The 22,659-nt window shown below is 69.9% G+C and carries 26 protein-coding genes and 2 tRNA genes; 16 read left to right on the top strand and 12 right to left on the bottom strand.

The window, feature by feature from the left end:
- Positions 1-182: 182 nt before the first annotated feature.
- Positions 183-1,781, top strand: a complete 1,599-nt coding sequence (locus ACPYN5_RS05900) for an ABC-F family ATP-binding cassette domain-containing protein (RefSeq protein ID WP_424448052.1) — start codon at positions 183-185, stop codon at positions 1,779-1,781.
- Positions 1,782-1,839: 58 nt separating this feature from the next.
- Here ACPYN5_RS05900 and ACPYN5_RS05905 read toward each other — a convergent pair whose 3' ends face one another.
- From ACPYN5_RS05905 to ACPYN5_RS05920, 4 genes are read right to left on the bottom strand one after another with little or no spacing between them, the layout of a single operon-like run.
- Positions 1,840-2,748, bottom strand: a complete 909-nt coding sequence (locus ACPYN5_RS05905; RefSeq protein WP_424448053.1) for an SURF1 family cytochrome oxidase biogenesis protein — start codon at positions 2,746-2,748, stop codon at positions 1,840-1,842.
- A complete protein-coding gene (locus ACPYN5_RS05910) occupies positions 2,745-2,960 on the bottom strand; it encodes a hypothetical protein (RefSeq protein ID WP_424448054.1) in 216 nt (71 codons plus the stop codon). The genes ACPYN5_RS05905 and ACPYN5_RS05910 overlap by 4 nt, the downstream gene beginning before the upstream one ends.
- Positions 2,957-3,307 carry a DUF3099 domain-containing protein gene (locus ACPYN5_RS05915; RefSeq protein WP_424448055.1) on the bottom strand — a complete coding sequence of 117 codons (351 nt, stop codon included), beginning with the start codon at positions 3,305-3,307 and terminating at the stop codon, positions 2,957-2,959. The genes ACPYN5_RS05910 and ACPYN5_RS05915 overlap by 4 nt, the downstream gene beginning before the upstream one ends.
- Positions 3,308-3,349: 42 nt before the next feature.
- The gene (locus ACPYN5_RS05920) at positions 3,350-3,802 is read right to left on the bottom strand and encodes a DUF4190 domain-containing protein (protein ID WP_424448056.1); all 453 of its coding nucleotides are present in this window, start codon (positions 3,800-3,802) and stop codon (positions 3,350-3,352) included.
- A gap of 103 nt (positions 3,803-3,905) precedes the next feature.
- On the opposite strand from ACPYN5_RS05920, the gene ACPYN5_RS05925 reads away from it, so the two are divergent.
- The gene (locus tag ACPYN5_RS05925; RefSeq protein WP_424448057.1) at positions 3,906-4,616 is read left to right on the top strand and encodes a beta-ketoacyl-ACP reductase; all 711 of its coding nucleotides are present in this window, start codon (positions 3,906-3,908) and stop codon (positions 4,614-4,616) included.
- Positions 4,617-4,664: 48 nt separating this feature from the next.
- Here ACPYN5_RS05925 and ACPYN5_RS05930 read toward each other — a convergent pair whose 3' ends face one another.
- The 3 genes from ACPYN5_RS05930 to glgC all read right to left on the bottom strand — a co-directional run bounded on the left by ACPYN5_RS05930 (position 4,665) and on the right by glgC (position 7,322).
- Positions 4,665-5,354, bottom strand: coding sequence for an alpha/beta fold hydrolase (locus ACPYN5_RS05930; protein WP_424448058.1), 690 nt, complete (start codon positions 5,352-5,354; stop codon positions 4,665-4,667).
- A gap of 62 nt (positions 5,355-5,416) precedes the next feature.
- Complete coding sequence (gene serB / locus ACPYN5_RS05935) at positions 5,417-6,052, bottom strand: phosphoserine phosphatase SerB (protein WP_424448059.1); 636 nt, start codon at positions 6,050-6,052, stop codon at positions 5,417-5,419.
- 25 nt (positions 6,053-6,077) lie between these two features.
- A complete protein-coding gene (gene glgC, locus ACPYN5_RS05940) occupies positions 6,078-7,322 on the bottom strand; it encodes a glucose-1-phosphate adenylyltransferase (RefSeq protein WP_424448060.1) in 1,245 nt (414 codons plus the stop codon).
- Positions 7,323-7,369: 47 nt separating this feature from the next.
- Between glgC and glgA the strand changes: the two genes are divergently transcribed.
- The 3 genes from glgA (at position 7,370) to ACPYN5_RS05955 (ending at position 9,694) form a co-directional block, all read left to right on the top strand.
- Positions 7,370-8,563, top strand: a complete 1,194-nt coding sequence (glgA, locus tag ACPYN5_RS05945) for a glycogen synthase (RefSeq protein WP_424448061.1) — start codon at positions 7,370-7,372, stop codon at positions 8,561-8,563.
- Between the two features lie 9 nt (positions 8,564-8,572).
- A complete protein-coding gene (locus tag ACPYN5_RS05950; RefSeq protein WP_424448062.1) occupies positions 8,573-9,358 on the top strand; it encodes an ABC transporter ATP-binding protein in 786 nt (261 codons plus the stop codon).
- 84 nt (positions 9,359-9,442) lie between these two features.
- A complete protein-coding gene (locus ACPYN5_RS05955; RefSeq protein ID WP_018186539.1) occupies positions 9,443-9,694 on the top strand; it encodes a type B 50S ribosomal protein L31 in 252 nt (83 codons plus the stop codon).
- A 63-nt stretch (positions 9,695-9,757) separates the two neighbouring features.
- On the opposite strand, the gene ACPYN5_RS05960 is transcribed toward ACPYN5_RS05955, so the two are convergent.
- Positions 9,758-10,444, bottom strand: a complete 687-nt coding sequence (locus ACPYN5_RS05960; protein ID WP_424448063.1) for a trimeric intracellular cation channel family protein — start codon at positions 10,442-10,444, stop codon at positions 9,758-9,760.
- A gap of 36 nt (positions 10,445-10,480) precedes the next feature.
- Here ACPYN5_RS05960 and recO point away from each other — a divergent pair, with 36 nt between their 5' ends.
- From recO to ACPYN5_RS05975, 3 genes are read left to right on the top strand one after another with little or no spacing between them, the layout of a single operon-like run.
- Positions 10,481-11,209: a DNA repair protein RecO gene (recO, locus tag ACPYN5_RS05965; protein WP_424448064.1), complete on the top strand. Its 729-nt coding sequence runs from the start codon at positions 10,481-10,483 to the stop codon at positions 11,207-11,209.
- 42 nt (positions 11,210-11,251) lie between these two features.
- Positions 11,252-12,055, top strand: coding sequence for an isoprenyl transferase (locus tag ACPYN5_RS05970; RefSeq protein ID WP_424448065.1), 804 nt, complete (start codon positions 11,252-11,254; stop codon positions 12,053-12,055).
- 58 nt (positions 12,056-12,113) lie between these two features.
- Positions 12,114-12,791, top strand: coding sequence for a DsbA family oxidoreductase (locus ACPYN5_RS05975; protein WP_424448066.1), 678 nt, complete (start codon positions 12,114-12,116; stop codon positions 12,789-12,791).
- An 18-nt stretch (positions 12,792-12,809) separates the two neighbouring features.
- On the opposite strand, the gene ACPYN5_RS05980 is transcribed toward ACPYN5_RS05975, so the two are convergent.
- Positions 12,810-13,310, bottom strand: coding sequence for a glutathione peroxidase (locus tag ACPYN5_RS05980; protein ID WP_424448067.1), 501 nt, complete (start codon positions 13,308-13,310; stop codon positions 12,810-12,812).
- Positions 13,311-13,368: 58 nt separating this feature from the next.
- On the opposite strand from ACPYN5_RS05980, the gene dusB reads away from it, so the two are divergent.
- The 5 genes from dusB to ACPYN5_RS06005 all read left to right on the top strand — a co-directional run bounded on the left by dusB (position 13,369) and on the right by ACPYN5_RS06005 (position 18,757).
- Positions 13,369-14,532 (top strand): tRNA dihydrouridine synthase DusB, encoded by a 1,164-nt coding sequence (gene dusB / locus ACPYN5_RS05985; RefSeq protein ID WP_424448068.1) that lies wholly within the window; start codon positions 13,369-13,371, stop codon positions 14,530-14,532.
- Positions 14,522-15,895: a deoxyguanosinetriphosphate triphosphohydrolase gene (locus tag ACPYN5_RS05990; RefSeq protein WP_424448069.1), complete on the top strand. Its 1,374-nt coding sequence runs from the start codon at positions 14,522-14,524 to the stop codon at positions 15,893-15,895. The genes dusB and ACPYN5_RS05990 overlap by 11 nt, the downstream gene beginning before the upstream one ends.
- Positions 15,895-17,772 carry a DNA primase gene (gene dnaG, locus ACPYN5_RS05995; RefSeq protein WP_424448070.1) on the top strand — a complete coding sequence of 626 codons (1,878 nt, stop codon included), beginning with the start codon at positions 15,895-15,897 and terminating at the stop codon, positions 17,770-17,772. The genes ACPYN5_RS05990 and dnaG overlap by 1 nt, the downstream gene beginning before the upstream one ends.
- Before the next feature lie 52 nt (positions 17,773-17,824).
- Positions 17,825-18,592 carry an ATP-binding cassette domain-containing protein gene (locus ACPYN5_RS06000; protein ID WP_424448071.1) on the top strand — a complete coding sequence of 256 codons (768 nt, stop codon included), beginning with the start codon at positions 17,825-17,827 and terminating at the stop codon, positions 18,590-18,592.
- A 92-nt stretch (positions 18,593-18,684) separates the two neighbouring features.
- Positions 18,685-18,757, top strand: a tRNA-Asn gene (locus ACPYN5_RS06005).
- A 169-nt stretch (positions 18,758-18,926) separates the two neighbouring features.
- Here the strand turns inward: ACPYN5_RS06005 and glsA are convergent.
- Positions 18,927-19,853, bottom strand: coding sequence for a glutaminase A (gene glsA / locus ACPYN5_RS06010; protein WP_424448072.1), 927 nt, complete (start codon positions 19,851-19,853; stop codon positions 18,927-18,929).
- A gap of 3 nt (positions 19,854-19,856) precedes the next feature.
- Positions 19,857-20,423, bottom strand: a complete 567-nt coding sequence (gene def, locus ACPYN5_RS06015; protein ID WP_424448073.1) for a peptide deformylase — start codon at positions 20,421-20,423, stop codon at positions 19,857-19,859.
- A 43-nt stretch (positions 20,424-20,466) separates the two neighbouring features.
- Here def and ACPYN5_RS06020 point away from each other — a divergent pair, with 43 nt between their 5' ends.
- On the top strand, positions 20,467-21,456 hold the full coding sequence (locus ACPYN5_RS06020; protein ID WP_424448074.1) for a DMT family transporter: 990 nt from the start codon (positions 20,467-20,469) through the stop codon (positions 21,454-21,456).
- 46 nt (positions 21,457-21,502) lie between these two features.
- Positions 21,503-21,576, top strand: a tRNA-Ile gene (locus tag ACPYN5_RS06025).
- A 52-nt stretch (positions 21,577-21,628) separates the two neighbouring features.
- Here the strand turns inward: ACPYN5_RS06025 and ACPYN5_RS06030 are convergent.
- Positions 21,629-21,805: a hypothetical protein gene (locus tag ACPYN5_RS06030; protein ID WP_424448075.1), complete on the bottom strand. Its 177-nt coding sequence runs from the start codon at positions 21,803-21,805 to the stop codon at positions 21,629-21,631.
- 199 nt (positions 21,806-22,004) lie between these two features.
- Between ACPYN5_RS06030 and ACPYN5_RS06035 the strand changes: the two genes are divergently transcribed.
- Positions 22,005-22,508 carry a DUF3145 domain-containing protein gene (locus tag ACPYN5_RS06035; protein WP_424448076.1) on the top strand — a complete coding sequence of 168 codons (504 nt, stop codon included), beginning with the start codon at positions 22,005-22,007 and terminating at the stop codon, positions 22,506-22,508.
- The last annotated feature ends 151 nt before the right edge of the window (positions 22,509-22,659 follow it).

A 22,659-nucleotide genomic window follows, 5' to 3' on the forward strand; every position in this document is an offset into this window, starting at 1 on the left:
GGGAAGAGGCGGGTAAGGGCAGGCTTACTTTACCCGGCACGCGTCGTTCCCGCTAATCGGATGCCGCGAGCCGGTGATGCGGTGGGGGCGCGAGAGCGGGGAGAAGGGCCGGAGCCAGCGAGTAGGATGAGAGGCTGGCCGCTCGGCCGCTTCTCCCTGTTCCCGACGATTGGACGTCTGCTGTGCTCGCCGTGCACGACCTCGAAATCCGCGTGGGTGCGCGCACGCTGATGGCGGACGTGTCGTTCCGCGTCTCCGACGGTGACAAGATCGGACTGGTCGGACGCAACGGCGCGGGCAAGACCACGCTGACGAAGGTGCTCGCGGGCGATCTGCTGCCCAGCGACGGAAAGGTCGAGCGCTCGGGAGAGCTGGGCTACCTTCCCCAGGACCCGCGGTCGGGCGATCCGGAGATGCTCGCGCGCACCCGCATCCTCGACGCCCGCGGTCTCGGCACGATCGCCGTCGACATGCAGACGGCCTCGCTCGAGATGGCTTCCGAGGATGAGGCGGCGGCAGCCAAGGCCATGCGCCGCTACGGCAACCTCATGGAGCGCTTCGAGGCGCTCGGAGGCTACGCCGCCGAGGCCGAGGCGGCATCCATCGCCCACAACCTCTCTCTGCCCGACCGCATCCTCGATCAGCCGCTGAAGACCCTGTCCGGCGGTCAGCGACGCCGTATCGAACTCGCCCGCATCCTGTTCTCGGATGCGCAGACGATGATCCTCGACGAACCCACGAACCACCTCGACGCCGACAGCGTCGTCTGGCTGCGCGAGTTCCTCAAGGGGTACAAGGGCGGGCTGATCGTCATCAGCCACGACGTCGAACTCGTCGGCGAGACGGTCAACCGGGTCTTCTACCTCGACGCCATGCGCCAGGTCATCGACGTCTACAACATGAACTGGAAGAACTACCTGCGTCAGCGCGTCGCGGACGAGGAGCGCCGCAAGAAGGAGCGCGCGAACGCCGAGAAGAAGGCGACCGCCCTGCAGCAGCAGGCCGCACGCTTCGGCGCGAAGGCGAGCAAGGCCGCCGCCGCGCATCAGATGGTCGCGCGGGCGGAGAAGCTGCTGTCGGGCCTCGACGAGGTGCGTCAGGAGGACCGGGTCGCGAAGCTGCGGTTCCCCAAACCGGCTCCCTGCGGCAAGACGCCCCTCATGGCCTCGGGGCTGTCGAAGTCGTACGGTTCGCTCGAGATCTTCACGGATGTCGACCTCGCGATCGATCGTGGTTCGAAGGTCGTCGTTCTGGGCCTCAACGGCGCGGGCAAGACGACCCTGCTGCGCATCCTCGCCGGGGTCGACCGACCCGACACCGGCGTTCTCGAGCCGGGTCACGGCCTTCGGATCGGCTACTACGCCCAGGAGCACGAGAACCTCGACGTCTCGCGCTCGGTCCTGCAGAACATGATGTCCTCCGCCCCCGACATCACCGAGACGGAGGCGCGCAAGGTCCTCGGCTCGTTCCTGTTCACCGGCGACGACGTGCTGAAGCCTGCGGGCGTGCTCTCGGGCGGTGAGAAGACCCGTCTGTCGCTCGCGACCCTCGTGGTGTCCTCGGCGAACATGCTGCTTCTCGACGAGCCGACCAACAATCTCGACCCCGCCTCGCGCGATGAGATCCTCGGGGCGCTCGCGCACTACGAAGGCGCCGTCGTCCTCGTCTCGCACGACGAGGGCGCAGTCGAGGCGCTCAACCCCGAGCGCGTGCTGATCCTCCCCGACGGGGTCGAGGACATCTGGGGCCGCGACTACCTGGACCTCATCACCCTGGCGTGAGCGCGCTCCACCCGGTGTGACCGGCAGCCCGGATGCGGCGGGGTCGGTGCGCGCCGCCTCAGCTGCGCGACGAGTCGAGGATCGCGTCCTCGTCCTGCATGTCGCGATCCCGCTTGGCGTCACGTCGTCGGCGGAGGGTCGGCGGGACCACCGAGGCCGTCTCGGCGGAAGGCGGGACGGAGCCAACGGGCGAGTCCGCGGACGCCGCGGCGGCAGCGGCATCCTCCTCGTCTTCACGCCGGTGGCGACGCTCCGTGCGGATCATGTACCAGATGAAGACGAAGCCCATGATGGCGAACAGGATCCACTGGATCGCGTACGACAGATGCGGGCCCGGATCCTCCGAGGGACTCGGCATCGCCCCGAGGGTCTCGGCGGGAGCGGGATCCTCGGAGACGAGCAGGCCGTAGGCCGACGTCACGACGTCGCCGGTGAGGCCCGCTTCGGCGGCCACGAGATCGAGGTTGATCGTCGGCACCTGTCCATCCGGAGCCGAACGGCCCGAGGTGGGGGCGGCTTCGGCGGGCTTGAGCCGGGCCACCACCGTCACGATCCCCGACGGCGGGGCCGCGATCCGGTCGGGTTCGGGTCCGTCCGACGCGGGCGGCACCCACCCGCGGTCGACGACGAACACCCGTCCGTCCGTGGTGCGGAAGGGCACGAGGACCTCGAACGCCGAGGTGCCGCCGTGCGGTCGATTGCGCACGAGCACCTGGTCGTCGGCGAGGTACTCTCCTCGCAGTTCCACGGGATGCCACTCGTCGGCCGGATCCAGCTCGCCGCTGCTCGGAATGATCCCATCGAGTGGCGCGGGCTCGGCGTCGTAGTTGCGCTCGACGAGCTCGAGCTGAGCGTTGCGATCCTCGTTGCGGCTGAACTGCCAGTTCGACAGGTAGGCGCATGCGATCGCGAAGGCGACGGCGATCGCGACGTACCCCGACCAGCGCAGGGCGGTCTGGCGCGTCACGACTCGTCCGTCCCGCCGGCAGCCGAGACCAGGCGTTCGACGGTCACGGGGAAATCGCGCGCGGCGACGAACTCCCGTAGGTAGGCGACGTGGTCATCGCAGGCCACCCAGACCTTCTGCCGGTCGGCGGCATGGATCCGAGGGTTGCGCCAGATGACCCGCCACTGTGCCGACGCGCGGCATCCGGCGCGAGAGCACTCGATGTCGTTCACTCCGGCCGGGACTCCCGGATCTCGATCACGGTCGGCTTGGCGACCGGCTGCGGCGCCTGCGCCGGGTGTTCGGGCCGCTCCGGCAGAGCCGCGAGGGGTGAGACGGCGGGCGGCTCGCGCACGTCGTCGCCCACGTTCGCCACGACCACGGCGAAGTAGGGGAGGAACACCGCCCCGACCGCGAGCGCAGCCGTATGCCAGCCGTAGGGCGCGATGACGACCATGAGGATGAAGCACACGACGCGCACCCCCATCATGATGAAGTACTTCGTCATGCGACGGGTCGAGTCGTCGTGCGGTGCTCGCGGCAGCGAGGTCGCCGACGGGGTGGCGGGATGATGCTTCACGGTGCATCAAGGATACGCCCGCCGGGAAGGGCACGGCCGGGCTCAGAACGACGACGAGTACGTGCTGTAGCTGTCCTGCTCGACGGCCCAGCCGATGAACGAGGCGACCACGATGATGCCCACGATCGCGAGGACGAGACCGGCGTAGCCGACGATGAGCCCGGCGAGCGCCATCCCGCGCCCCTTCTCGTTCGTCCGCTTGATCTGCGAGAGCGAGATGTGGCCCATCACGACGCCGGCGATCGACCCGATTACCGGCAGGATCCAGATGAACCCGACGATCGACGCGATCATCGACACGACCGCGAGGGTGTTCGTTCTCTGCTGCGGGTACCCGCCGTAGCCGTAGGCCGGCGGCGGGTAGCCGGAGGGCTGGTACGCCTGCTGCTGCTGGGGCGGCGTCGCGTACGGCGGCGCCGGCGGGGGAACGGGCGCACCCGAAGCGGGCTGCCCGGGCGCGGGGTACGGCTGCTGCGGCTGGGGCTGGTCGCTCACATCTGCTCCTCGTCGACGTCGGGCCGCCAGCTTATCGGTCACGAGCGTCGCGGATGCTGCGGCTAGGCTTGCGGGGTTCGCGCCGCAGACACAGGAGAGCCGCATGCCCACGTCCCGAGTCGTTCTGATCACCGGAGGAAACCGCGGCATCGGCCGTGCGATCGCGGAGCGCTTCATCGCCGACGGACACCGCGTCGCCGTGACGGCCCGCTCGGGAGAGGGTCCCGAGGGAGCCCTGACCGTCCGTGCCGACGTGACCGACGCCGCATCCCTCGACGCCGCCTTCACGCAGGTGGAGAGCGAGCTCGGTCCGGTCGAGGTCGTCGTCGCGAACGCCGGCATCACGAAGGACACGCTGCTGCTGCGCATGACGGAGGACGACTTCGACTCCGTCGTCGCGACCAACCTCGGCGGAGCCTTCCGGGTCGTCAAGCGCGCCTCGAAGGGAATGCTGCGCGCGAAGTGGGGGCGTGTCATCCTCATCTCGAGCGTGGTCGGACTCTTCGGGTCGGCGGGACAGATCAACTACTCGTCGTCGAAGGCGGCCCTCGTGGGCTTCGCCCGTTCGCTGACCCGGGAGCTCGGGTCGCGGGGGATCACGGCGAACGTCGTCGCACCCGGTTTCATCGAGACCGACATGACGGCGGCCCTGCCCGACGAGACGCAGGCCGAGTACAAGCGCAGCATCCCTGCCGGCCGCTACGGCTCGTCAGCCGAGGTCGCGGGTGCCGTGGCCTGGCTCGCGTCGGATGACGCCGCCTACATCTCGGGCGCCGTCATCCCCGTCGACGGCGGCCTCGGGATGGGCCACTGAACCTGACGCCGAGCTGGACCCTGACGCCGAGCTGGACGGGCGGCGGCATCACCCCAGCGCGGTGACGATCTCGCGCGCCAGCCGGTCGGGTCGGGAGAACTGCGGCCAGTGACCTGTACCGAGCGCGACCACGGTCACGTCGGTGAGCGCGTCGAACTCCGCCAGGAACGGCGGCCAGCCGGTCAGCATCCTGCGCAGCGTGGCCTCATCGGCCGAGCCGGACAGCACCGTGACGGGGACGTGTCGTCGCCGCTCATCGGTGAGGGGGACGGGATCCGTGGGCACGGCCCCGGGAACGGGATGCGTGTGCTTCGCCCATCGCTCGCGCGTCGCCTCGTCGAGGTCGGCGACATCCGGCGCGTCGAAGAAGTCCCACCCGGGGAAGGGCACGGCTCCGTCCACCACGGGGAACTCGGAGATCCCCGCGCCGGGAGGCGGGGGAAGCGTGTCGACGAAGACGACACGGCCGACGCGGTCGGGGCGCGCGTCGGCGGCTCCCCAGGCGACGTTCCCGCCGCCACTGTGTCCGACGAGCGCGAGCGGGCCGGGCAGAGCGTCGATGCGGGTCACGACCTCGGCGATCCAGTCGCGAAGGGTGGCTCCCGAGGTGCCGGCCGCGTCGCCGACTCCCGGCAGCGTCAGCGGATGCGCGCGGTGACCGGCGGCTTCGAGCGCGGGAACCACGTCGCGCCACGACGAGGCGTCGAGCCACAGGCCCGGGATGAGGATGACGTCCATGACCCGACGCTATCGCTCGGGTCGGACACGTGACAGCGCCCGATGCGAGCAGCAGTGGCGGATCAGGGGAGCAGGGGGATGAGCTCGCGCAGATCGACGGGGCCGACCACGAGATCGGCCTGGCGCCGGACGGCGGGCTTCGCGTTGAACGCGACGCCGAGACCGGCAGCGGCCATCATGCGCAGGTCGTTGGCGCCGTCGCCGACGGCGATCGTCCGGATGAGGGGGACGGCGCGTTCGGCCGCCCATTCGCGCAGCGACGTGGCCTTCGTCTCGGCGTCGACGATGGCGCCCGCGACGGTGCCGTCGAGTGCGTCGCCGTCGGTGCCGAGGCGGTTCGCGCGCCACACGTCGACCCCGAGTCCGGGGGCGATGTGATCGAGGACCTCGTGGAACCCGCCTGAAACGACCGCGGCCGCACCACCGTGCTGGTGGATCGCAGCGATGAGCTCGCGTGCGCCGGGGGTCGGCTCGACGCGGGCACGCACCCGCTCGAACGCGGTGAGCGGGACGCCGGTCAGCTGCGAGACGCGGGAGCGCAGGCTCGACGCGAAGTCGACCTCGCCGCGCATCGCCGCCTCGGTCGCCGCCGCCACCTCGGCGCCGCGGCCGGCCTCATCGGCGATGAGCTCGATGACCTCGTTGCGCAGCAGGGTCGAGTCGGCATCGAAGACGACGAGGAAACGCGCGTGGGCCATGCCCCAACGCTAGCGGGATCGGCTCTCAGCGTTCGACGCGGGCGTTCTTGCCCACGACCGTGATGCCCGTGTCGGTCACCGTGAACCCGCGAGCCAGGTCGCGCTCACGGTCGACGCCGACCGTGGCCCCGTCTTCGAGCACCACGTTCTTGTCGAGGATCGCGCGGTGCACGCGCGCTCCCGCGCCGACGCTGACGTAGTCGAACAGCACCGAGTCGGTGATGGTCGCCCCGCCCCCGGAGAGGGTCCACGGCCCCACGACGCTGCGCTCGAGGTGCGTGCCCGAAAGCACCGAGCCGAGCGAGACGATCGAGTCGATCGCGTTGCCCATGCGCCCGACGCTGTCGCGGACGAACTTCGCCGGGGGCGAGTTGACGGCCTGCGAGTGGATCTGCCAGTCGGTGTTGTACAGGTTGAAGATCGGCAGCGTCGAGATCAGGTCCATGTGCGCGTCGAAGAACGACTCGATCGTCCCCACGTCGCGCCAGTAGTCGCGATCGCGCGGCGTGGACCCCGGCACGTCGTTGCGCTTGAAGTCGTAGACGGCCGCCTCGCCGCGATCGACGAAGTAGGGGATGATGTCCCCGCCCATGTCGTGGTTCGACGTCGGCAGCTCGCCGTCGGTCTCGACCGCCTCGATCAGCGCATCGGTGTCGAAGATGTAGTTGCCCATCGACGCGAGCACCTCGTGAGGCGAGTCGGGAAGGCCGGCGGGATCCTGCGGCTTCTCGAGGAACGCGCGGATGCGGGTGTCGTCGGCGGGGTCGACATCGATGACGCCGAACTGGTTGGCCAGGCTGATGGGTTGACGGATGCCGGCCACGGTCGCGCGTGCGCCCGAGGCGATGTGCGCGTCGAGCATCTGGCGGAAGTCCATGCGGTAGACGTGATCGGCACCGATCACGACGACGATGTCGGGCTTTTCGTCGTTGATGAGGTTCAGCGACTGCAGGATCGCGTCGGCGGAGCCCGAGAACCAGCGCTTGCCCAGCCGCTGCTGGGCGGGGACGGAGGCGACGTACGAGTCGAGCAGCGCCGACATGCGCCACGTCTGCGAGACGTGGCGGTCGAGGCTGTGCGACTTGTACTGCGTGAGCACGACCACCTGGCGCAGGCCCGAGTTGATGAGGTTCGAGATCGCGAAGTCGATGAGGCGGTACTGGCCGCCGAACGGGACGGCGGGCTTGGCACGGTCAGCCGTCAGCGGCATGAGGCGCTTTCCCTCGCCGCCGGCGAGAACGATTCCGAAGACCTTGGGCGCTGCTGGCATGGCACCACACTAGGCCCGGGGAACGCTCCTGTACTAGCGTTCGACCCATGCGTGTAGACATCGTCTCGAAGGAGTATCCTCCCGCGATCTATGGGGGAGCGGGGGTGCACGTCACCGAGCTCGTCCGGGCCCTGCGCGAGACGATCGAGGTGCAGGTGCGCGCCTTCGGGGCCGATCGTGACGAGCCGGACACGACCTCCTACGCCACCCCGGTCGGGCTCGCCGACGCCAACGCCGCGCTGCAGACGCTCGGCACCGACCTCGAGATCGTCGGTGACGTCGCCGGTGCCGACGTCGTCCACAGCCACACCTGGTACGCGAACTTCGCCGGCCACCTCGCCTCGCTTCTGCACGGCATCCCGCACGTCATCACCGCCCACTCGCTCGAGCCGCTCCGCCCCTGGAAGGCCGAGCAGCTCGGCGGCGGATACGCGGTGTCGAGCTACATCGAGAAAACCGCCTACGAGAACGCCGCGGCGATCGTCGCCGTCAGCGACGGGATGCGGCGCGACATCCTGCGCAGCTACCCGAACCTCGATCCCGAGAAGGTCTCGGTCATCTACAACGGCATCGACGTCGAGTCGTGGCGGCCGGTCCACGACCCCGCCGTCCTCGACCGCCACGGCATCGACCCGGATCGCCCCTCCGTCGTGTTCGTCGGGCGCATCACGCGGCAGAAGGGTCTGCCGTACTTCCTGCGAGCGGCTCGCCTTCTTCCCGCCGAGGTGCAGGTCGTGCTCTGCGCCGGCGCCCCGGACACTCCCGAGATCATGGCCGAGGTGCAGGGGCTGGTCCGCGAGCTGCAGGCCGAGCGGTCGGGCGTCGTCTGGATCGAGGAGTTCCTGCAGCGCGACGAGCTCTGCGCGATCCTGACCTCGGCGACCACCTTCGTCTGCCCTTCCGTGTACGAGCCGCTCGGCATCGTCAACCTGGAGGCCATGGCATGCGGCGCAGCCGTCGTGGGAACCGCGACGGGCGGCATCCCGGAGGTCGTCGTCGATGGCGTGACCGGACGGCTCGTGCCCATCGAGCAGTCCGACGACGGCACCGGCACGCCGCTCGACCCCGAGAAGTTCGTCGCGGATCTGGCGGCGACGCTCACGGAAGTCGTGGCCGATCCCGACGCCGCGCGCGCCTTCGGTGCGGCGGGCCGGGAGCGCGCGGCGAGCGATTTCAGCTGGCGCGCCATCGCCGACGAGACCGCCGCGTTGTACGCGAAGGTGGCGGGGCGCGGCCGCTAGGCTGAAGCCATGCCGCAGGTCCTGGAGTTCTCCGACGTCGTCGTCCGCCGAAACGCCCGGAACATCGTCGACCGGGTCGACTGGTCGGTGACCGACGACCAGCGCTGGGTGGTGCTCGGCCCCAACGGCGCCGGCAAGACGACGGTCCTGCAGCTCGCCGCGAGCCTGCTCCACCCCACCTCGGGGACCGTCGAGATCCTCGAGGAGCGTCTCGGACGCACCGACGTGTTCGAACTCCGCCCGCGCATCGGGTTCGCGTCGTCGGCGATGGCGCGTCGCATCCCCGCCGAGGAGACCGTCCTCGATGTGGTCCTCACCGCGGCCTACGCCGTCACGGGGCGCTGGCGCGAGGACTATGAGGACATCGATGAGCGACGCGCCATGCGCGTGCTCGCCGAATGGAAGCTCGACGGACTTGCGGAGCGCACGTTCGGCACGCTGTCGGACGGCGAGCAGAAGCGCGTGCAGATCGCGCGCGCCGTCATGACCGACCCCGAGCTGCTGCTGCTCGACGAGCCGACCGCGAGCCTCGATCTCGGCGCTCGCGAAGAGCTGCTGGCTCTGCTCGGCGGCTACGCGCAGGCACCGACCACGCCCGCGATGATCATGGTGACCCACCACGTCGAGGAGATCCCGGTCGGCTTCACCCACGTCCTGCTCCTGCGCGAGGGCCGTCTCGTCGCCGCCGGTCCGCTGGCCGACGCCCTCACCGCTGAGAGCCTCACCGAGACCTTCGGACTGCCCATCAGCCTCACCGAAGAGGATGGGCGCTACGCGGCTCGGGCGGCATCCTGAACCTGGTAAGATCGCTCTTTGGTGCAGACGCATCGCAGACTTCCCTCGCCCTGGCAAAATCCAGGGCACCGAGTAAGGAATCCCATGAAGACTGACATCCACCCCGAGTACCGTGCCGTCGTTTTCCGCGACCTGGGCTCCGGCGAGACCTTCCTGACCCGTTCGACGGTCTCGAGTGACAAGACGATCGAGCTGGACGGCGAGACCTACCCGGTCATCGACGTCGAGATCTCGTCCGCGTCGCACCCGTTCTACACGGGCAAGCAGCGCATCATGGACTCGGCCGGTCGTGTCGAGAAGTTCAACCAGCGCTTCAAGAACTTCGGCTCCAAGTAAGTCGATCTTCGATCAAGGCCCCGCTTCGGCGGGGCCTTCGTCGTTGCGCGGGCGCTCGTCGGGTCAGGACTTGACGATCGGGATGGCGGCGGTCTCGACGGCGACCTTGCGCCGGTGCAGGGCACGCTGTTCGGGCAACGAGATGTCGAAGACGACGGCGAGCAGCCGGATGACGGTGGTGACGGTGATACCGATGATCGCGGCCACCAGGATCGGGGCGCCCAGGGCCGCGGAACCGGCGAGCACGGCGCATCCCGCCGCCGCGGCGACCGCATAGAGCGAGCCGACGTGCATGATCGCGACCGGGAGTCCGAGGATGACGTCGCGCAGCATGCTGCCTCCCACGGCGGCGCACGACCCGATGAAGATCGCCGGGACGACGGGGAGCCCCACGAGGAGCGCCTTGCTGGTGCCGAACGCGCCGAACATGCCGATCACGACGGCGTCGAGGCCGATGATGACGCCGTTCAGCCGCTGGAAGATGTTCGACAGCAGCATCCCGACGAGCGCGGCCGAGGTCGCCGTGATCAGGTACCAGTTGCTCTGCAGGGTCACGGGCGGCAGGCCGAGCAGCAGGTCGCGAATGAGACCGCCACCCATGCCGATGAGGATGCCGATGATGACCACCCCGAGGAGATCGAGGCGCCGCTTGCCCACGAATCCGGAGGCGAACAGGGCGCCCTGCACCCCACCGAGGCCGACGGCGGTCAGGTCCGCCCACAGCGGGATCACGAACTGAGACTGCGTCACGGATCCATTGTCGCCGGTCGGCGGGATAATCGATGCGTGCCCACTTACCGCGACGAGGTCGTGATCCTGCGCACCCACAAGCTGGGTGAGGCGGATCGCATCGTCACGATGCTCAGTCGCCGGCACGGCAAGCTTCGCGGGGTCGCCAAGGGGGTACGGCGGACGTCGTCGCGCTTCGGCGCCCGCCTCGAGCCGTTCATGGTGGCGGACGTCCAGATGTACAAGGGACGCTCGCTCGACATCGTGCAACAGGCGGAGTCGCTCGGCTCCTACGGCGCCGATATCGCGACCGACTACGACCGCTACACCTCGGCGTCGGCGATGGTCGAGGCGGCGGACCGGTTGAACGAGGCGGAGACGACGCCGCAGCAGTACCTGCTCCTTGTCGGGGGTCTGCGCGCGCTGGCCCGCGGCGATCACGACAGCCGTGCCGTGCTCGACTCGTACCTCCTCCGTGCCATGGCGCTCTCGGGCTGGGCGCCGTCGCTCGACGCGTGCGCCCGGTGCGGTCGCCCGGGGCCGCACGACGGCTTCGCCGCCCCGCTGGGCGGTTCGGTCTGCGATGCCTGCGCGCCGGCGGGGTCCGCGCGTATCGCGCCCGAGACCGGGGTCCGGCTGCGCGCGCTCATCGCCGGTGAGTGGGAGACCGTCGACGCCGGGACCGCTCGCGCGGCGAACGCGGCGTCGGGCCTCATCGCCGCCTACGCGCAGTGGCACCTCGAACGCGGTATCCGCTCGCTGGGGCACATCGGCGCGGCGCGGTGACCGCTCAGCGGGCACGCGGCGCCAACATCTAGGCTCGAAGCGATGAGTCCCAAGCCGTACACGCACCGCGACGCGGTGCCCTATCGTCCCCTCGACTGGACCGGGGTCCACCCGCCGGCCTTCCCCCGGGGCGGGGTGCCGAACCACGTCGCCATCGTCATGGACGGCAACGGCCGCTGGGCCAACCGGCGCGGACTCACGCGCATCGAGGGGCATCGCGCGGGTGAAGAGGTGCTGCTCGACGTGGTCGCCGGCGCCATCCAGGCGGGGGTCAAGCACCTGAGCGTGTACGCGTTCTCGACGGAGAACTGGTCGCGTTCGCCCAACGAGGTGCGCTTCCTCATGGGGTACAACCGCGACGTGCTGCACCGGCGGCGGGATCAGCTCAACGAGTGGGGGGTGCGGGTCCGGTGGGCGGGTCGCAAGCCGCGGCTGTGGGGATCGGTCATCTCCGAGCTGCAGTACGCCGAGCAGCTCACGCGCGACAACGACGTGCTGACCCTCACGATGTGCGTCAACTACGGCGGTCGCCACGAGATCATCGACGCGATGCGGGCGATGGGCGAGCAGATCGCGGCGGGACGGATGAAGCCTTCGGCCATCACCGAGAAGGCGCTCCGTCGCCACCTCTACGTCCCCGACATGCCCGACGTCGACCTGTTCATCCGGTCGAGCGGTGAGCAGCGGACCTCGAACTTCCTGCTGTGGGAGGCCGCCTACGCCGAGATGGTGTTCCTCGACACCTTGTGGCCGGACTTCTCGAGGTCCGACCTGTGGGGTGCCATCCAGCTGTACCTCTCGCGTGACCGCCGATTCGGCGGAGCCGTGGACGCGCCCACCGCATGAGCTGCGTCCGGGCGCGGCGGCGGGAATAGCCCGTGTCGACTGCGACGTTGCACCGGATGTGACGGACGCAATCAAGATCGACGTATGGAGCGACATCGCCTGCCCGTGGTGCTACATCGGCAAGCGCAATCTGGAGTCGGGCCTCGCGGCGACGGCTGACGACGAGGACGCCCCGCGCGTCGAGGTGACCTTCCACTCGTTCGAGCTCTCTCCCGACACCCCCGTCGACTTCGAGGGCGACGAGCTGGACTTCCTCTCGAGCCACAAGGGCATGCCGCGCGAGCAGGTGCAGCAGATGCTCGACAACGTCACGGGCGTGGCGAGGGATGCCGGGCTGGAGTACCGCTTCGACATGCTCCAGCACACCAACACGGTCAAGGCCCACGAGCTGCTGCACGCCGCCAAGGCGCAGGGCCGCCAGCACGAGATGGCCGAGCGCCTCATGGCGGCGTACTTCACCGAGGGCCGGCACGTGGGCCGCATCGACGACCTCGTCGAGCTGGCAGCCGAGGTCGGCCTCGACCGCGACGACATCCGCGTCGCACTGGAATCGGGGGAGTACCTCCCGGCCGTCCGCGCCGATCAAGACCAGGCACGCGACTACGGCATCAACGGAGTTCCGTTCTTCGTGATCGACGGCAAGTACGGCGTGTCCGGGGCTCAGCCTCCCGAGGCCTTCGCGCAGATCGCCCGCCAGGTCTGGGGCGAGCGCAGCGCGGTGGCAGCGGCGGGCTGACCTGCCGCCTCGGGCTGGTCAGCGCGGCAGATTCGCCTCGATCACCGAGACGATCTCGGGGGCGTCGGGCTTCGTCTGGGGCCGGAACCGGTGCACATCGCCGTTCGGCGTCACGACGAACTTCTCGAAGTTCCACATGACCGGCCCGCGGGCGCCCTCGGCGTTGCGGATCTTCTTGAGCGCCTTGTAAAGGGGAGCCGCGTGCGAGCCGTTGACCCGGATCTTGTCCATGACGGGGAAGCTCACGCCCCACGTCATCGCGCAGTAGTCGAGGATCTCGTCCATCGAGCCGGGCTCCTGACCCATGAACTGGTTGCAGGGGAAGCCCACGACCTGCAGCCCGCGCTCGCCGTAGGTGCGCTGCAGCTGCTCGAGCTGTTCGTACTGCGGCGTCAGTCCGCACTTGGAGGCGACGTTGACCACGAGCAGCACCCCGTCGCCGAGGTCGCCGAGAGTGGTCGCGCTTCCGTCCGCTGCGGAGAAGGGGATCGAACGGATGTCGGTGGTCGCTTCGCTCACATCCCCAGGCTACGCCCGGCCCGCCGCCCGGCATCCGTCCTTCTGGGAGAATGATCCGGTGAGTACCGTCCTGTCCGCCTCCCCGCGCCTGCGGATCGGCCCGATCGCCCTGGACGCACCCGTCGTCCTCGCCCCGATGGCCGGAATCACGAACACCGCGTTCCGACGGCTCTGCCGCGAGTACGGTGCCGGGCTCTACGTCAGCGAGATGATCACGACGCGCGCTCTCGTCGAACGGAACGCGACGACCATGCGGCTGATCACCCACCACGAGTCGGAGAAGCCGCGCTCCATCCAGCTATACGGCGTGGATCCCGCGACGACCGAGGCCGCCGTGCGGCTGCTGGTCGAGGAGGATCGCGCCGACCACATCGACCTCAACTTCGGTTGTCCCGTCCCGAAGGTGACCCGGAAGGGCGGGGGAGCAGCTCTGCCGTGGAAGCTCGACCTCTTCCGCGACATCGTCACCCGGGCCGCGCGCGCCGCCGGCGACGTGCCGTTGACGGTCAAGATGCGCAAGGGCATCGACTCCGACCACCTCACCTACCTCGACGCGGGTCGCATCGCCGAAGATGCGGGCGTGTCGGCTGTCGCCCTCCACGCTCGCACGGCGGCGGAGTTCTATTCGGGTCACGCCGACTGGTCGGCCATCGCCGCGTTGAAGGAAGCGGTGACGAGCGTTCCCGTGCTCGGCAACGGCGACATCTGGTCGGCCGAGGACGCCGTGCGGATGATGGCGGAGACAGGCTGCGACGGCGTCGTGGTCGGGCGCGGATGCCTCGGACGCCCGTGGCTGTTCGGTGACCTCGCCCGCGCGCTCGGCGAGCCCGGCTCGGCGGGGCCCGAGGTGGATGCGAGCCTGGGATTCGTGGCGACGGCGTTCCGCCGCCACGCCGAGCTGCTCGTGGAGTTCTTCGAGGACGAAGGGCGCGGGTGCCGCGACATCCGCAAGCACGTCGCCTGGTACTTCAAGGGCTACCCCGTGGGCGGAGACACGCGCGCACGCCTGGCGACGGCTTCGAGCCTCGCCGAGATCGACGAGATCCTGGCGACCCTCGACTGGTCGGCGCCCTACCCGGGCGCGGCCGCCGAGGGCCAGCGCGGGCGCGCCGGCACGCCGAAGCGTCCCGCGCTTCCCGACCGGTGGCTCGATTCCCGCGAAGTCGACGCGGCGGAGTCCTCGGCCATCGCGGCAGCGGAGATCGAGAACAGTGGTGGCTGAGGTCACGGGCGGAGTCGGCGTCTCGGCCGGGCGCCCCGCCGGCTACGACGATCACGACGCCGCTCGTTTCCACCGCGAGGAGCACCGCTCGCGCCGCGACAGCTTCGCCCGCGATCGTGCACGCGTGCTGCATTCGGGAGCGCTGCGCCGCCTCGCCGCGAAGACCCAGGTGCTGAGCCCGGCGAGCCCCGCCGACTTCGCGCGCAACCGACTGACGCACTCCCTCGAGGTGGCGCAGGTCGGTCGCGAACTCGCGATCGCCCTCGAGCTCTCTCCCGACGTCGTCGACACCGCCTGCCTGTGCCACGACCTCGGGCATCCCCCCTTCGGGCACAACGGCGAGCGAGCGCTCAACGACTGGGCGGAAGACATCGGCGGCTTCGAGGGCAACGCGCAGTCGCTGCGCATCGTGTCGCGGCTCGAGCCGAAGGTCGTCGACGCGTTCGGCCAGAGCGCGGGCCTGAACCTCACGCGCGCCAGCCTCGACGCGACGTGCAAGTACCCGTGGACGGTGGAGCACGCCATCCCCGACCCCGGCGGGCGGCAGAAGTTCGGCGTGTACCCCGAGGACGAAGCGGTCTTCCGGTGGATGCGGGAGGGCGCACCGGGACGCCTGCGGTGCATCGAAGCCGAGGTCATGGACCTCTCCGACGACATCGCCTACTCGGTGCACGACTTCGAGGACGCCGTGCTGAACGGCTACCTCGACCCCGCGCGGCTCGCCGACCCCCGTGAGCGCGAGGCCCTGCTCACGGCGATCCAGAGCTGGGTGGGCTACGGCTTCACGAAGGACGAGCTGGGTGACGCGCTGTACCGCCTCACCCGGCTGCCGGAGTGGCTCACGTCGTACGACGGCTCGCGCGCGGCGATGGCGAGGCTCAAGAACCTCACCTCCGACCTCATCGGACGCTTCGCCCGCGCCGCGACGGCGGCAACGCGCGAGCACTACGACGTCCCCGTCCTGACGCGCTTCGGCGGCAGGGTCATCGTGCCCCGCGTGATCGAGGTCGAGATGGCCGTGCTCAAGGGCGTCATCGGAGCCTTCGTCGTCTCCATCGAGGGGCGCAAGGGGCTCTATAAGGAGCAGCGGCGGGTGCTGCGGCGGCTCGCCGATGCGCTGTGGGAGCGTCCCGAGCATCTCGACGCCCTGCACGCCGAGGACTTCGCCGCGGCCGTGACGGATGCCGCCCAGCGCCGGGTGATCGTCGATCAGGTCGCGACGTTGACCGACCGATTCGCGATCGAGTGGCACGGGCGGCTCGTCGGCCCAGTCGACCTGCGCGAGCTGGGCCTGTGGTCATCCGATCCGCGGGCGACGGCGCCGAGCCACTTCGCCCTGCCCGAGCCCATCGAAGGGCTCTGATGGCACGGATCCGACAGACCGACATCGAGGAGGTCAAGGCTCGCACGAACATCGGCGACATCGTCGGCGAGCGCGTCGCGCTGAAGACCGCCGGGGTGGGGTCGCTGAAGGGGCTCTGCCCGTTCCACGACGAGCGGAGTCCGAGCTTCCACGTGCGGCCCCAGGTCGGCTACTACCACTGCTTCGGGTGCGGGGAATCGGGCGACGTCTATTCGTTCCTGCGGGCGATGGACCACTTGTCCTTCACGGAGGCCGTCGAGCGCCTGGCGGCGCGCATCGGCTACCAGCTGCACTACGAGGACGGCGCCGCCGCGCCCGAGACGAGCGGCCGATCACGTTTGTATGCCGCGCACACCGCCGCCGCGGAGTTCTACCGTTCGCAGCTGTCATCCCCCGAGGCGCAGGCGGCACGGCAGTTCCTCGGCGAGCGCGGCTTCGACGCCGGGGCCGCCGCGCACTTCGGGGTGGGCTACGCGCCGCAGGGGTGGTCGGCGCTGCGCGACGCACTGCGATCGCAGGGCTTCACCGACGAGGAGCTGCTCACCGGGGGACTGGTCTCGAAGGGGCAGCGCGGGGTGTACGACCGGTTCCGCGGACGGGTCGTGTGGCCGATCCGCGACGTCGCCGGTCAGACGATCGGCTTCGGCGCCCGCCGCCTGTACGACGACGATCAGGGGCCGAAGTATCTCAACACCCCCGAGTCGCCGATCTACAAGAAGGCGCAGGTTCTGTACGGCCTCGACCTGGCGAAGAAGTCGATCTCCCGCGACCACCGCGTGGTCGTGGTCGAGGGGTACACCGACGTCATGGCGTGTCACCTCGCGGGCGTGACGGGGGCGATCGCCTCGTGCGGCACCGCTTTCGGCACCGACCACATCACCGTGCTGCGCCGCGTGATGGGCGACAGCGAGGGCAGCTCGGGCGAGGTGGTCTTCACCTTCGACCCCGACGCCGCGGGCCAGAAGGCGGCGCTTCGGGCTTTCGGCGAAGAGAAGCGCTTCGCGGCGCAGACCTATGTCGCGGTGGCGCCCGAGGGGCTGGACCCATGCGATCTGCGGCTCAACCGGGGCGACGCGGCCGTCCGAGCTCTCGTCGAGGCGAAGGCGCCGATGTTCGAGTTCGTCATGGATCAGCGTCTGTCGACCTTCGACCTCGCGACCGTCGAGGGCCGCATCGGCGCGCTGCGCGCAGCGGCGCCCATCGTCGCCGACATCCGCGACACGGCGCTCCGGCCGGGGTACACCCGGGTGCTGGCCGGCAAGCTCGGGCTCGACCTCTCGGAGGTGCAGCCCGAGGTCGAGCGCGCCGCACGGCGGAGCGCCGCGCCTGCCGGTCCCGCAGAGCGCGCGCGCGGCGAGGCGCCCGTCGCCGGCCGCAGCGACGGCGGCGGGGAGCAGGCTCCCGTGTCGGTGCGCGTGACCCTCGCATCCTTGCCGCCCGCCCTCGAGCTCGAGAAGCGCGCGCTCATGGGCGTGCTGCAGTACGGTCACCTGCTCGACAAACAGGCGGTCGACATCGCACTCGGGCTGCCCATGCCGCACCCGGCGCTCGAAGCCGTGCGTCAGGCCGTGTCGATGCAGCCCGACCTGACCCGCCCGGGCTGGACTTCTGCAGCCGTCGACGCGACGCGGGAGCCCTACCGCACCCTCGCGATCGAGCTGCTCACGGCGGACTTCCCGGCGGGAACCGAGCGCATCGCGCAGACGACCGCGATGGAATCGCTCCGCAAACTGCGCCAGCGGGCACTGGATCGGGAGAAGGCCGAGCTGCGGAGCGCGCAGCAGCGTCTCGAGCCGGGGTCGCCCGAGTTCCGGTCGATCGGCGTCGCCATCCGCGACCTCGACCTGCGGCTGCGTCAGCTCATGGAAGCCGAATAGCCGCTCCGGCGCCGAGTAGCGGTCGGGCGGCGAAACGGGCAGGATGAACCGCATGTCCCGACGACCCGACGCGGAAATCGCGGTGCGCTGCGACGATCTCTCGATCGCTCGGACGGGCGATGCGGACCGTGTCGTCGAAGGGGTGAGCGCGACGGTGCACGCGGGCGAGGCGCTCGCCGTGATGGGGGCGACCGGGTCGGGGAAGTCGACCCTGCTCGCCGTGCTCGCCGGCGCTGCGCCTCCCGACGTCGGGGTGGTCGGAGGCTCGGGCGAGGTGGCGGGTCTCTCCGTGCGCAAGGGCGGGCGCACTCGGCGCATGCTGACCTACTACGCGGGTTACATGCCGCAAGCGGCCGGGGCGTCGCTCCCGGCTCGTCTCACCGTGGCCGAGGTCATCGCCGAGCCCATCTCGTCGCGAGATCGTCGTGTCAGTCAGCGTGCGCTGTCGTTGCGCGTCGCGTCGCTCCTCGACGAGCTCCACCTCCCGCTCGGGGCGGCATCGCAGTACCCCTACGAGCTCAGCGCCGGGATGCGGCAGCGCGTGGCGCTCGCGCGGGCGCTGGTGCTCGACCCGAAGGTCTTCGTCGGCGACGACCCGTACGCCAACCTCGACATCGAGGTGCGCATCGCGGCCCGCGAGGCGCTGCTCTCGCGTCGTGACGACACCGGCATGGCGATCGTCATCGCGACCAACGACGTCGAGACCGCCGAGGAACTGGATGCCGCGGCTCTCGTCCTCCACGGCGGGCGGCCGGTGGGGTACGGTGCGACGGCATCCGACGTCGCCTGGACTCCGGATGGGCGCTCGAGGGCGTCGTGAGCATCCGACCCGCCCGGCGGTCGGCCGGTGTCGTGAGCACCCCTCGAGCTTTGCTAATATAGACGGGTTGCCCAGCGCGAGCGGGTGACTGATCCTCGGTAGCTCAATTGGCAGAGCAATCGGCTGTTAACCGATAGGTTCTTGGTTCGAGTCCAAGCCGGGGAGCGAGAGACCCGCGTCATCTACCGCGGCTCTCACCGAAGGCCCGGGCTTCCACCCCGGGCCTTTACTCATTCCCGGTGCGCTCGGCCCCGCGAGGACTTCGCGGTGCGGCGAGGAGTTCGCGGCCCTGCCATGCTGTCCGGCGCTTCGCCCAGCGGGGAGACGCGTCAGCTCAGCCGAAGACGTGCAGTCCGAGGTCTGCGCTCAGCACCTCCGCGGCGATCCGGCCGCGGACGCTCGTGCCCTGCTCGTCGAGGGGCGGGCTGATGACGACCGCGCCCAGGGCTCCCGGCGCCGACATGACGATGGCCCCCGAGACGCTCGACTTCGCGGGGATGCCGACGGCGCGCATCCACCGGCCCGACCCGTCGTACACTCCGCAGGTCGCCATCACGGCCACCGTGTCGCGTGCTATCTCGGCTGAGACGACGCGCTCACCCGTGATCGGGTTCACACCGCCGAGGGCGAGCGTCGCCCCCATGACGGCGAGGACCTCCGCGTCGACGAGAACGGCGCACGCCCGGGCGTATACGGCCACGGCGTCGTCGGCGGAGCACGTGAGCGTTCCCTCGGCGCGCATGAGGTGCGCCAGGGCGTGATTGCGGTCGCCCAGCAGGTGCTCGCTGCGCGCGACGTCCTCGTCGATCTCGAGCGGACGCCCGGCGAACCGCGACAGGCCCGCGAGGATCCGTTCGGATCGCGCGTCGGGGCTGTCGCCGTCGACGAGCGCGCAGGTCAGGATGGCGCCGGCGTTCACCATCGGGTTCGGCGGTCGCCCCGTGTCGCTTTCGAGCTTGATCGCATCGAACGCCTCGCCCGTCGGCTCGATGCCGACCCGGTCGAGGGCGGCACCGTCGGTGTCGGCCAGAGCGAGGGCGAACAGGAACGGCTTGACCGCCGACTGGATACTGAAGGGCACCGTGCCGTCCGCAGACGAATGGACCGTCCCATCGGGCAGAGCCAGCGCGATGGCGCACAAGTCGGGGTCGGCTTCGGCGAGCTGAGGGATGCTCGACGACCGTTCGCCGCCGCGCTCAAGGAGCACGCGCTGACGCAGCGCGTCGAGATCGTACTCGCGCGGTTCGGCGGCCGAGTCCACGGGTCAGGCGTCCAGGTCGTCGACGCCCGGCAGCCAGGCGTTGCCCGGCCGGCCCCACCCGCGCTTGCGAGCGATCTTCTGCGTGGTCTTCCAGTCCGAGTCGTCGAGGCGGTCGATGTACAGGATGCCGTCGAGGTGATCGAACTCGTGCTGCACGATGCGAGCCCGCCAGCCGTCGACGCGGATCTCGACGGGGGCGCCGGTGAGGTCGAGTCCTGTCACGAGCACCTCGTCGGAACGTCGCAGCGGGAACCGCTCGCCGGGGAAGGAGAGGCAGCCCTCGGACTCCTCGTCGGGGTCGGCGCTGCCGGGCTCGAGCGGGCGCACCCACAGCTCCGGGTTGATGATCTCGCCGCGCCACGGAAGCCCGTCGTCGTCCTGGTAGTTGTAGACGAAGATCCGCAGGCCGACGCCGACCTGCGGGGCGGCCAGGCCGACTCCGGGAGCGGCGTCCATGGTCTCGTACATGTCGGCGATGAGCTGGCGGACCTCGTCGTTGATCTCGGTGACGGGCTCGGCGGGGGCGTGCAGCACGGGGTCGCCCATGATGCGAATCGGAAGAACGGGCACGTTGCGAGCCTAATCGAGCCTGCTTCGCCGTTATGGTCGAGAGGTGATTCCGTTTGTCGCGAGCCTCGATGACGTCACCGATCAGCTGATCGGGGTGTTCCGCGAACCGAGAATCCTCATCGGCATCCCCCTCGCGCTGCTCGGCGCCGTCTTCATGTCGTTCGGTGCTCTGTACCAGCACCGCGGCGTGCAGAAGGTCGAACGCCTGACGAACTCGTCGGGAAGCGCCGGTCTCAACGGTGCGCAGCTGATGAGTCTGCTCAAGCGCCCGTCCTGGGTCGCGGGCACCGTCATGCTGGGTCTCGCCATCGTCTGCCAGCTGGCGGCGCTGACCTTCGCCCCGCTCATCCTCGTGCAGCCGCTCGGTGCGATCTCCCTCGTCATCACGACGCTCCTGAACGCCCGCATCACCGGCGTCAAGCCGACGGGGCGCTCGGTGCGGTCGATCATCCTGTGCGTCGGCGGCATCCTCGCCTTCGTGACGGTAGCCGCCCTCGTGGCGACGGAAGAGCCGATCGACCAGGCCCAGCTCATCACCATCCTGGCGCTGCTCGCGGGAGTCCTCGTCATCTCGGGAGCCGTCTGGATGCTGGTGCGCAAGCGCGCCAAGCCGCTGTTCTACATCGCCGCCTCCGGCATCGTCTACGGCTTCGTGGCGACGCTCGCGAAGGTCGTCATCTCACGCATCCAGAATGGCGACTTCGAGTGGTTGACGCTGCTCTGCCTCGTCGGCCTCATCACCGCAACCGCGGTCGGCGCCTACTTCGTGCAGACGGCGTACTCCGTCGGTCCGCCCGACCTCGTCATCGCCGGCCTCACCGTGATCGATCCGATCGTCGCGGTCATCATCGGCATCGTGATCCTCCGCGAGGCGGCGACGGCACCCTGGCCCGCTTTCGTGGGATTCGCCATCGCCGGAGCGGTCGCCGTCTACGGCGTGACCTCGCTTGCTCGCAACCACCCGCAGGTCGTGCTCGACAGTCAGCAGCTCCCGATTCCGCGAGGAAGCAAGGGACGCACGATCGACGACTGACCCGCGCGCGGGCGCAGGGACCCGCGCGATAGGCTCGTCATCGCAGGGGGCGGTGGCCAAGCTGGTCAAGGCAGCGGGCTCATAACCCGACGATCGTGGGTTCAAGTCCCACCCGCCCTACACACGAATGGCCGCCCGTAGGCGGCCATTCGCTTCGCTGAGGTGTTGCCCGTCAGGGGTGCGTGATCGCGGGATCCTGCGGGAAGTCGGTGTTGTCGTCGCCCTTTTCGAGGTCGGCTCCGGCGCGCGCCGCGTCGGCCTTGACCTCGTCGCTGGCGGCATCCGTCGGTGCGCCGCCGTCGGCGCGCGCGTCGTCGGCGTGGCGGTCGTGGGGAGTGCTGTCGGTCATCCTGCATCCTTTCGTCGGGTTCCACGATGCGCGTCCAGCCCGCTGCGGGAAAGGCGCTTGACAGCGGCCCGTCGACGAAATCGTGACACGCTTGTGATTCTCCAGCTTCGTAGGCGATAATCGACGCGACAACCGAACACACCGCCGGCATCCGGTCACAGGTCGTAGGGGAAGACGTACCTGATGAAACGGAGAAGTCATGGCGACACCACAGGCGCGTGGAGTGATCTTCATCCACTCCGCGCCACGCGCGTTGTGCCCGCACCTCGAGTGGGCGGCGGGACGCGCGCTCGGCCGCGCGGTCAACTTCGACTGGGATGACCAGCCGGTGCTCGACGGCAGCCGCCGCGCCGAGTTCTATTGGGAAGGGCCCGCCGGCACCGGCGCAGCTCTCGCGACCGCGATCCGCGGCTGGGAGCACCTGCGCTTCGAGGTCTCGGAGGATCCCACCCCGCGCAGTGACGGTGGCCGGTGGATGCACACTCCGAGCCTCGGCATCCACTACGCCCAGACGGATGCCTCCGGCAACGTCGTGATCGGGGAGGATCGCATCCGCTACGCCGTCGAGATCGCGGCCGGAGACGTGCGCGAACTGCAGCGCGAGCTGGATGTCGCCCTGGGCGCGGCGTGGGACGAAGAGCTCGAGCCCTTCCGCCACGCGAGCGACGACGCCGCCGTCGTGTGGCTGCACAAGGTGGGCTGACCCGCTCCAACACAGACCTCAGTCGGCCCGTGCGTCCGTACCGAGCCCCGGTGCTGAAGTCCCGGGGAACGGGAGCACGTACGGGCCGGCTGACCCGAAGGAAGAGCAGAGCCCCCGGGAGTTCGTTCCCGGGGGCTCTGCGCGTTCGAGC

The organism is Microbacterium arborescens (assembly GCF_049707515.1).
Classification (GTDB): Bacteria; Actinomycetota; Actinomycetes; order Actinomycetales; family Microbacteriaceae; genus Microbacterium; species Microbacterium arborescens_B.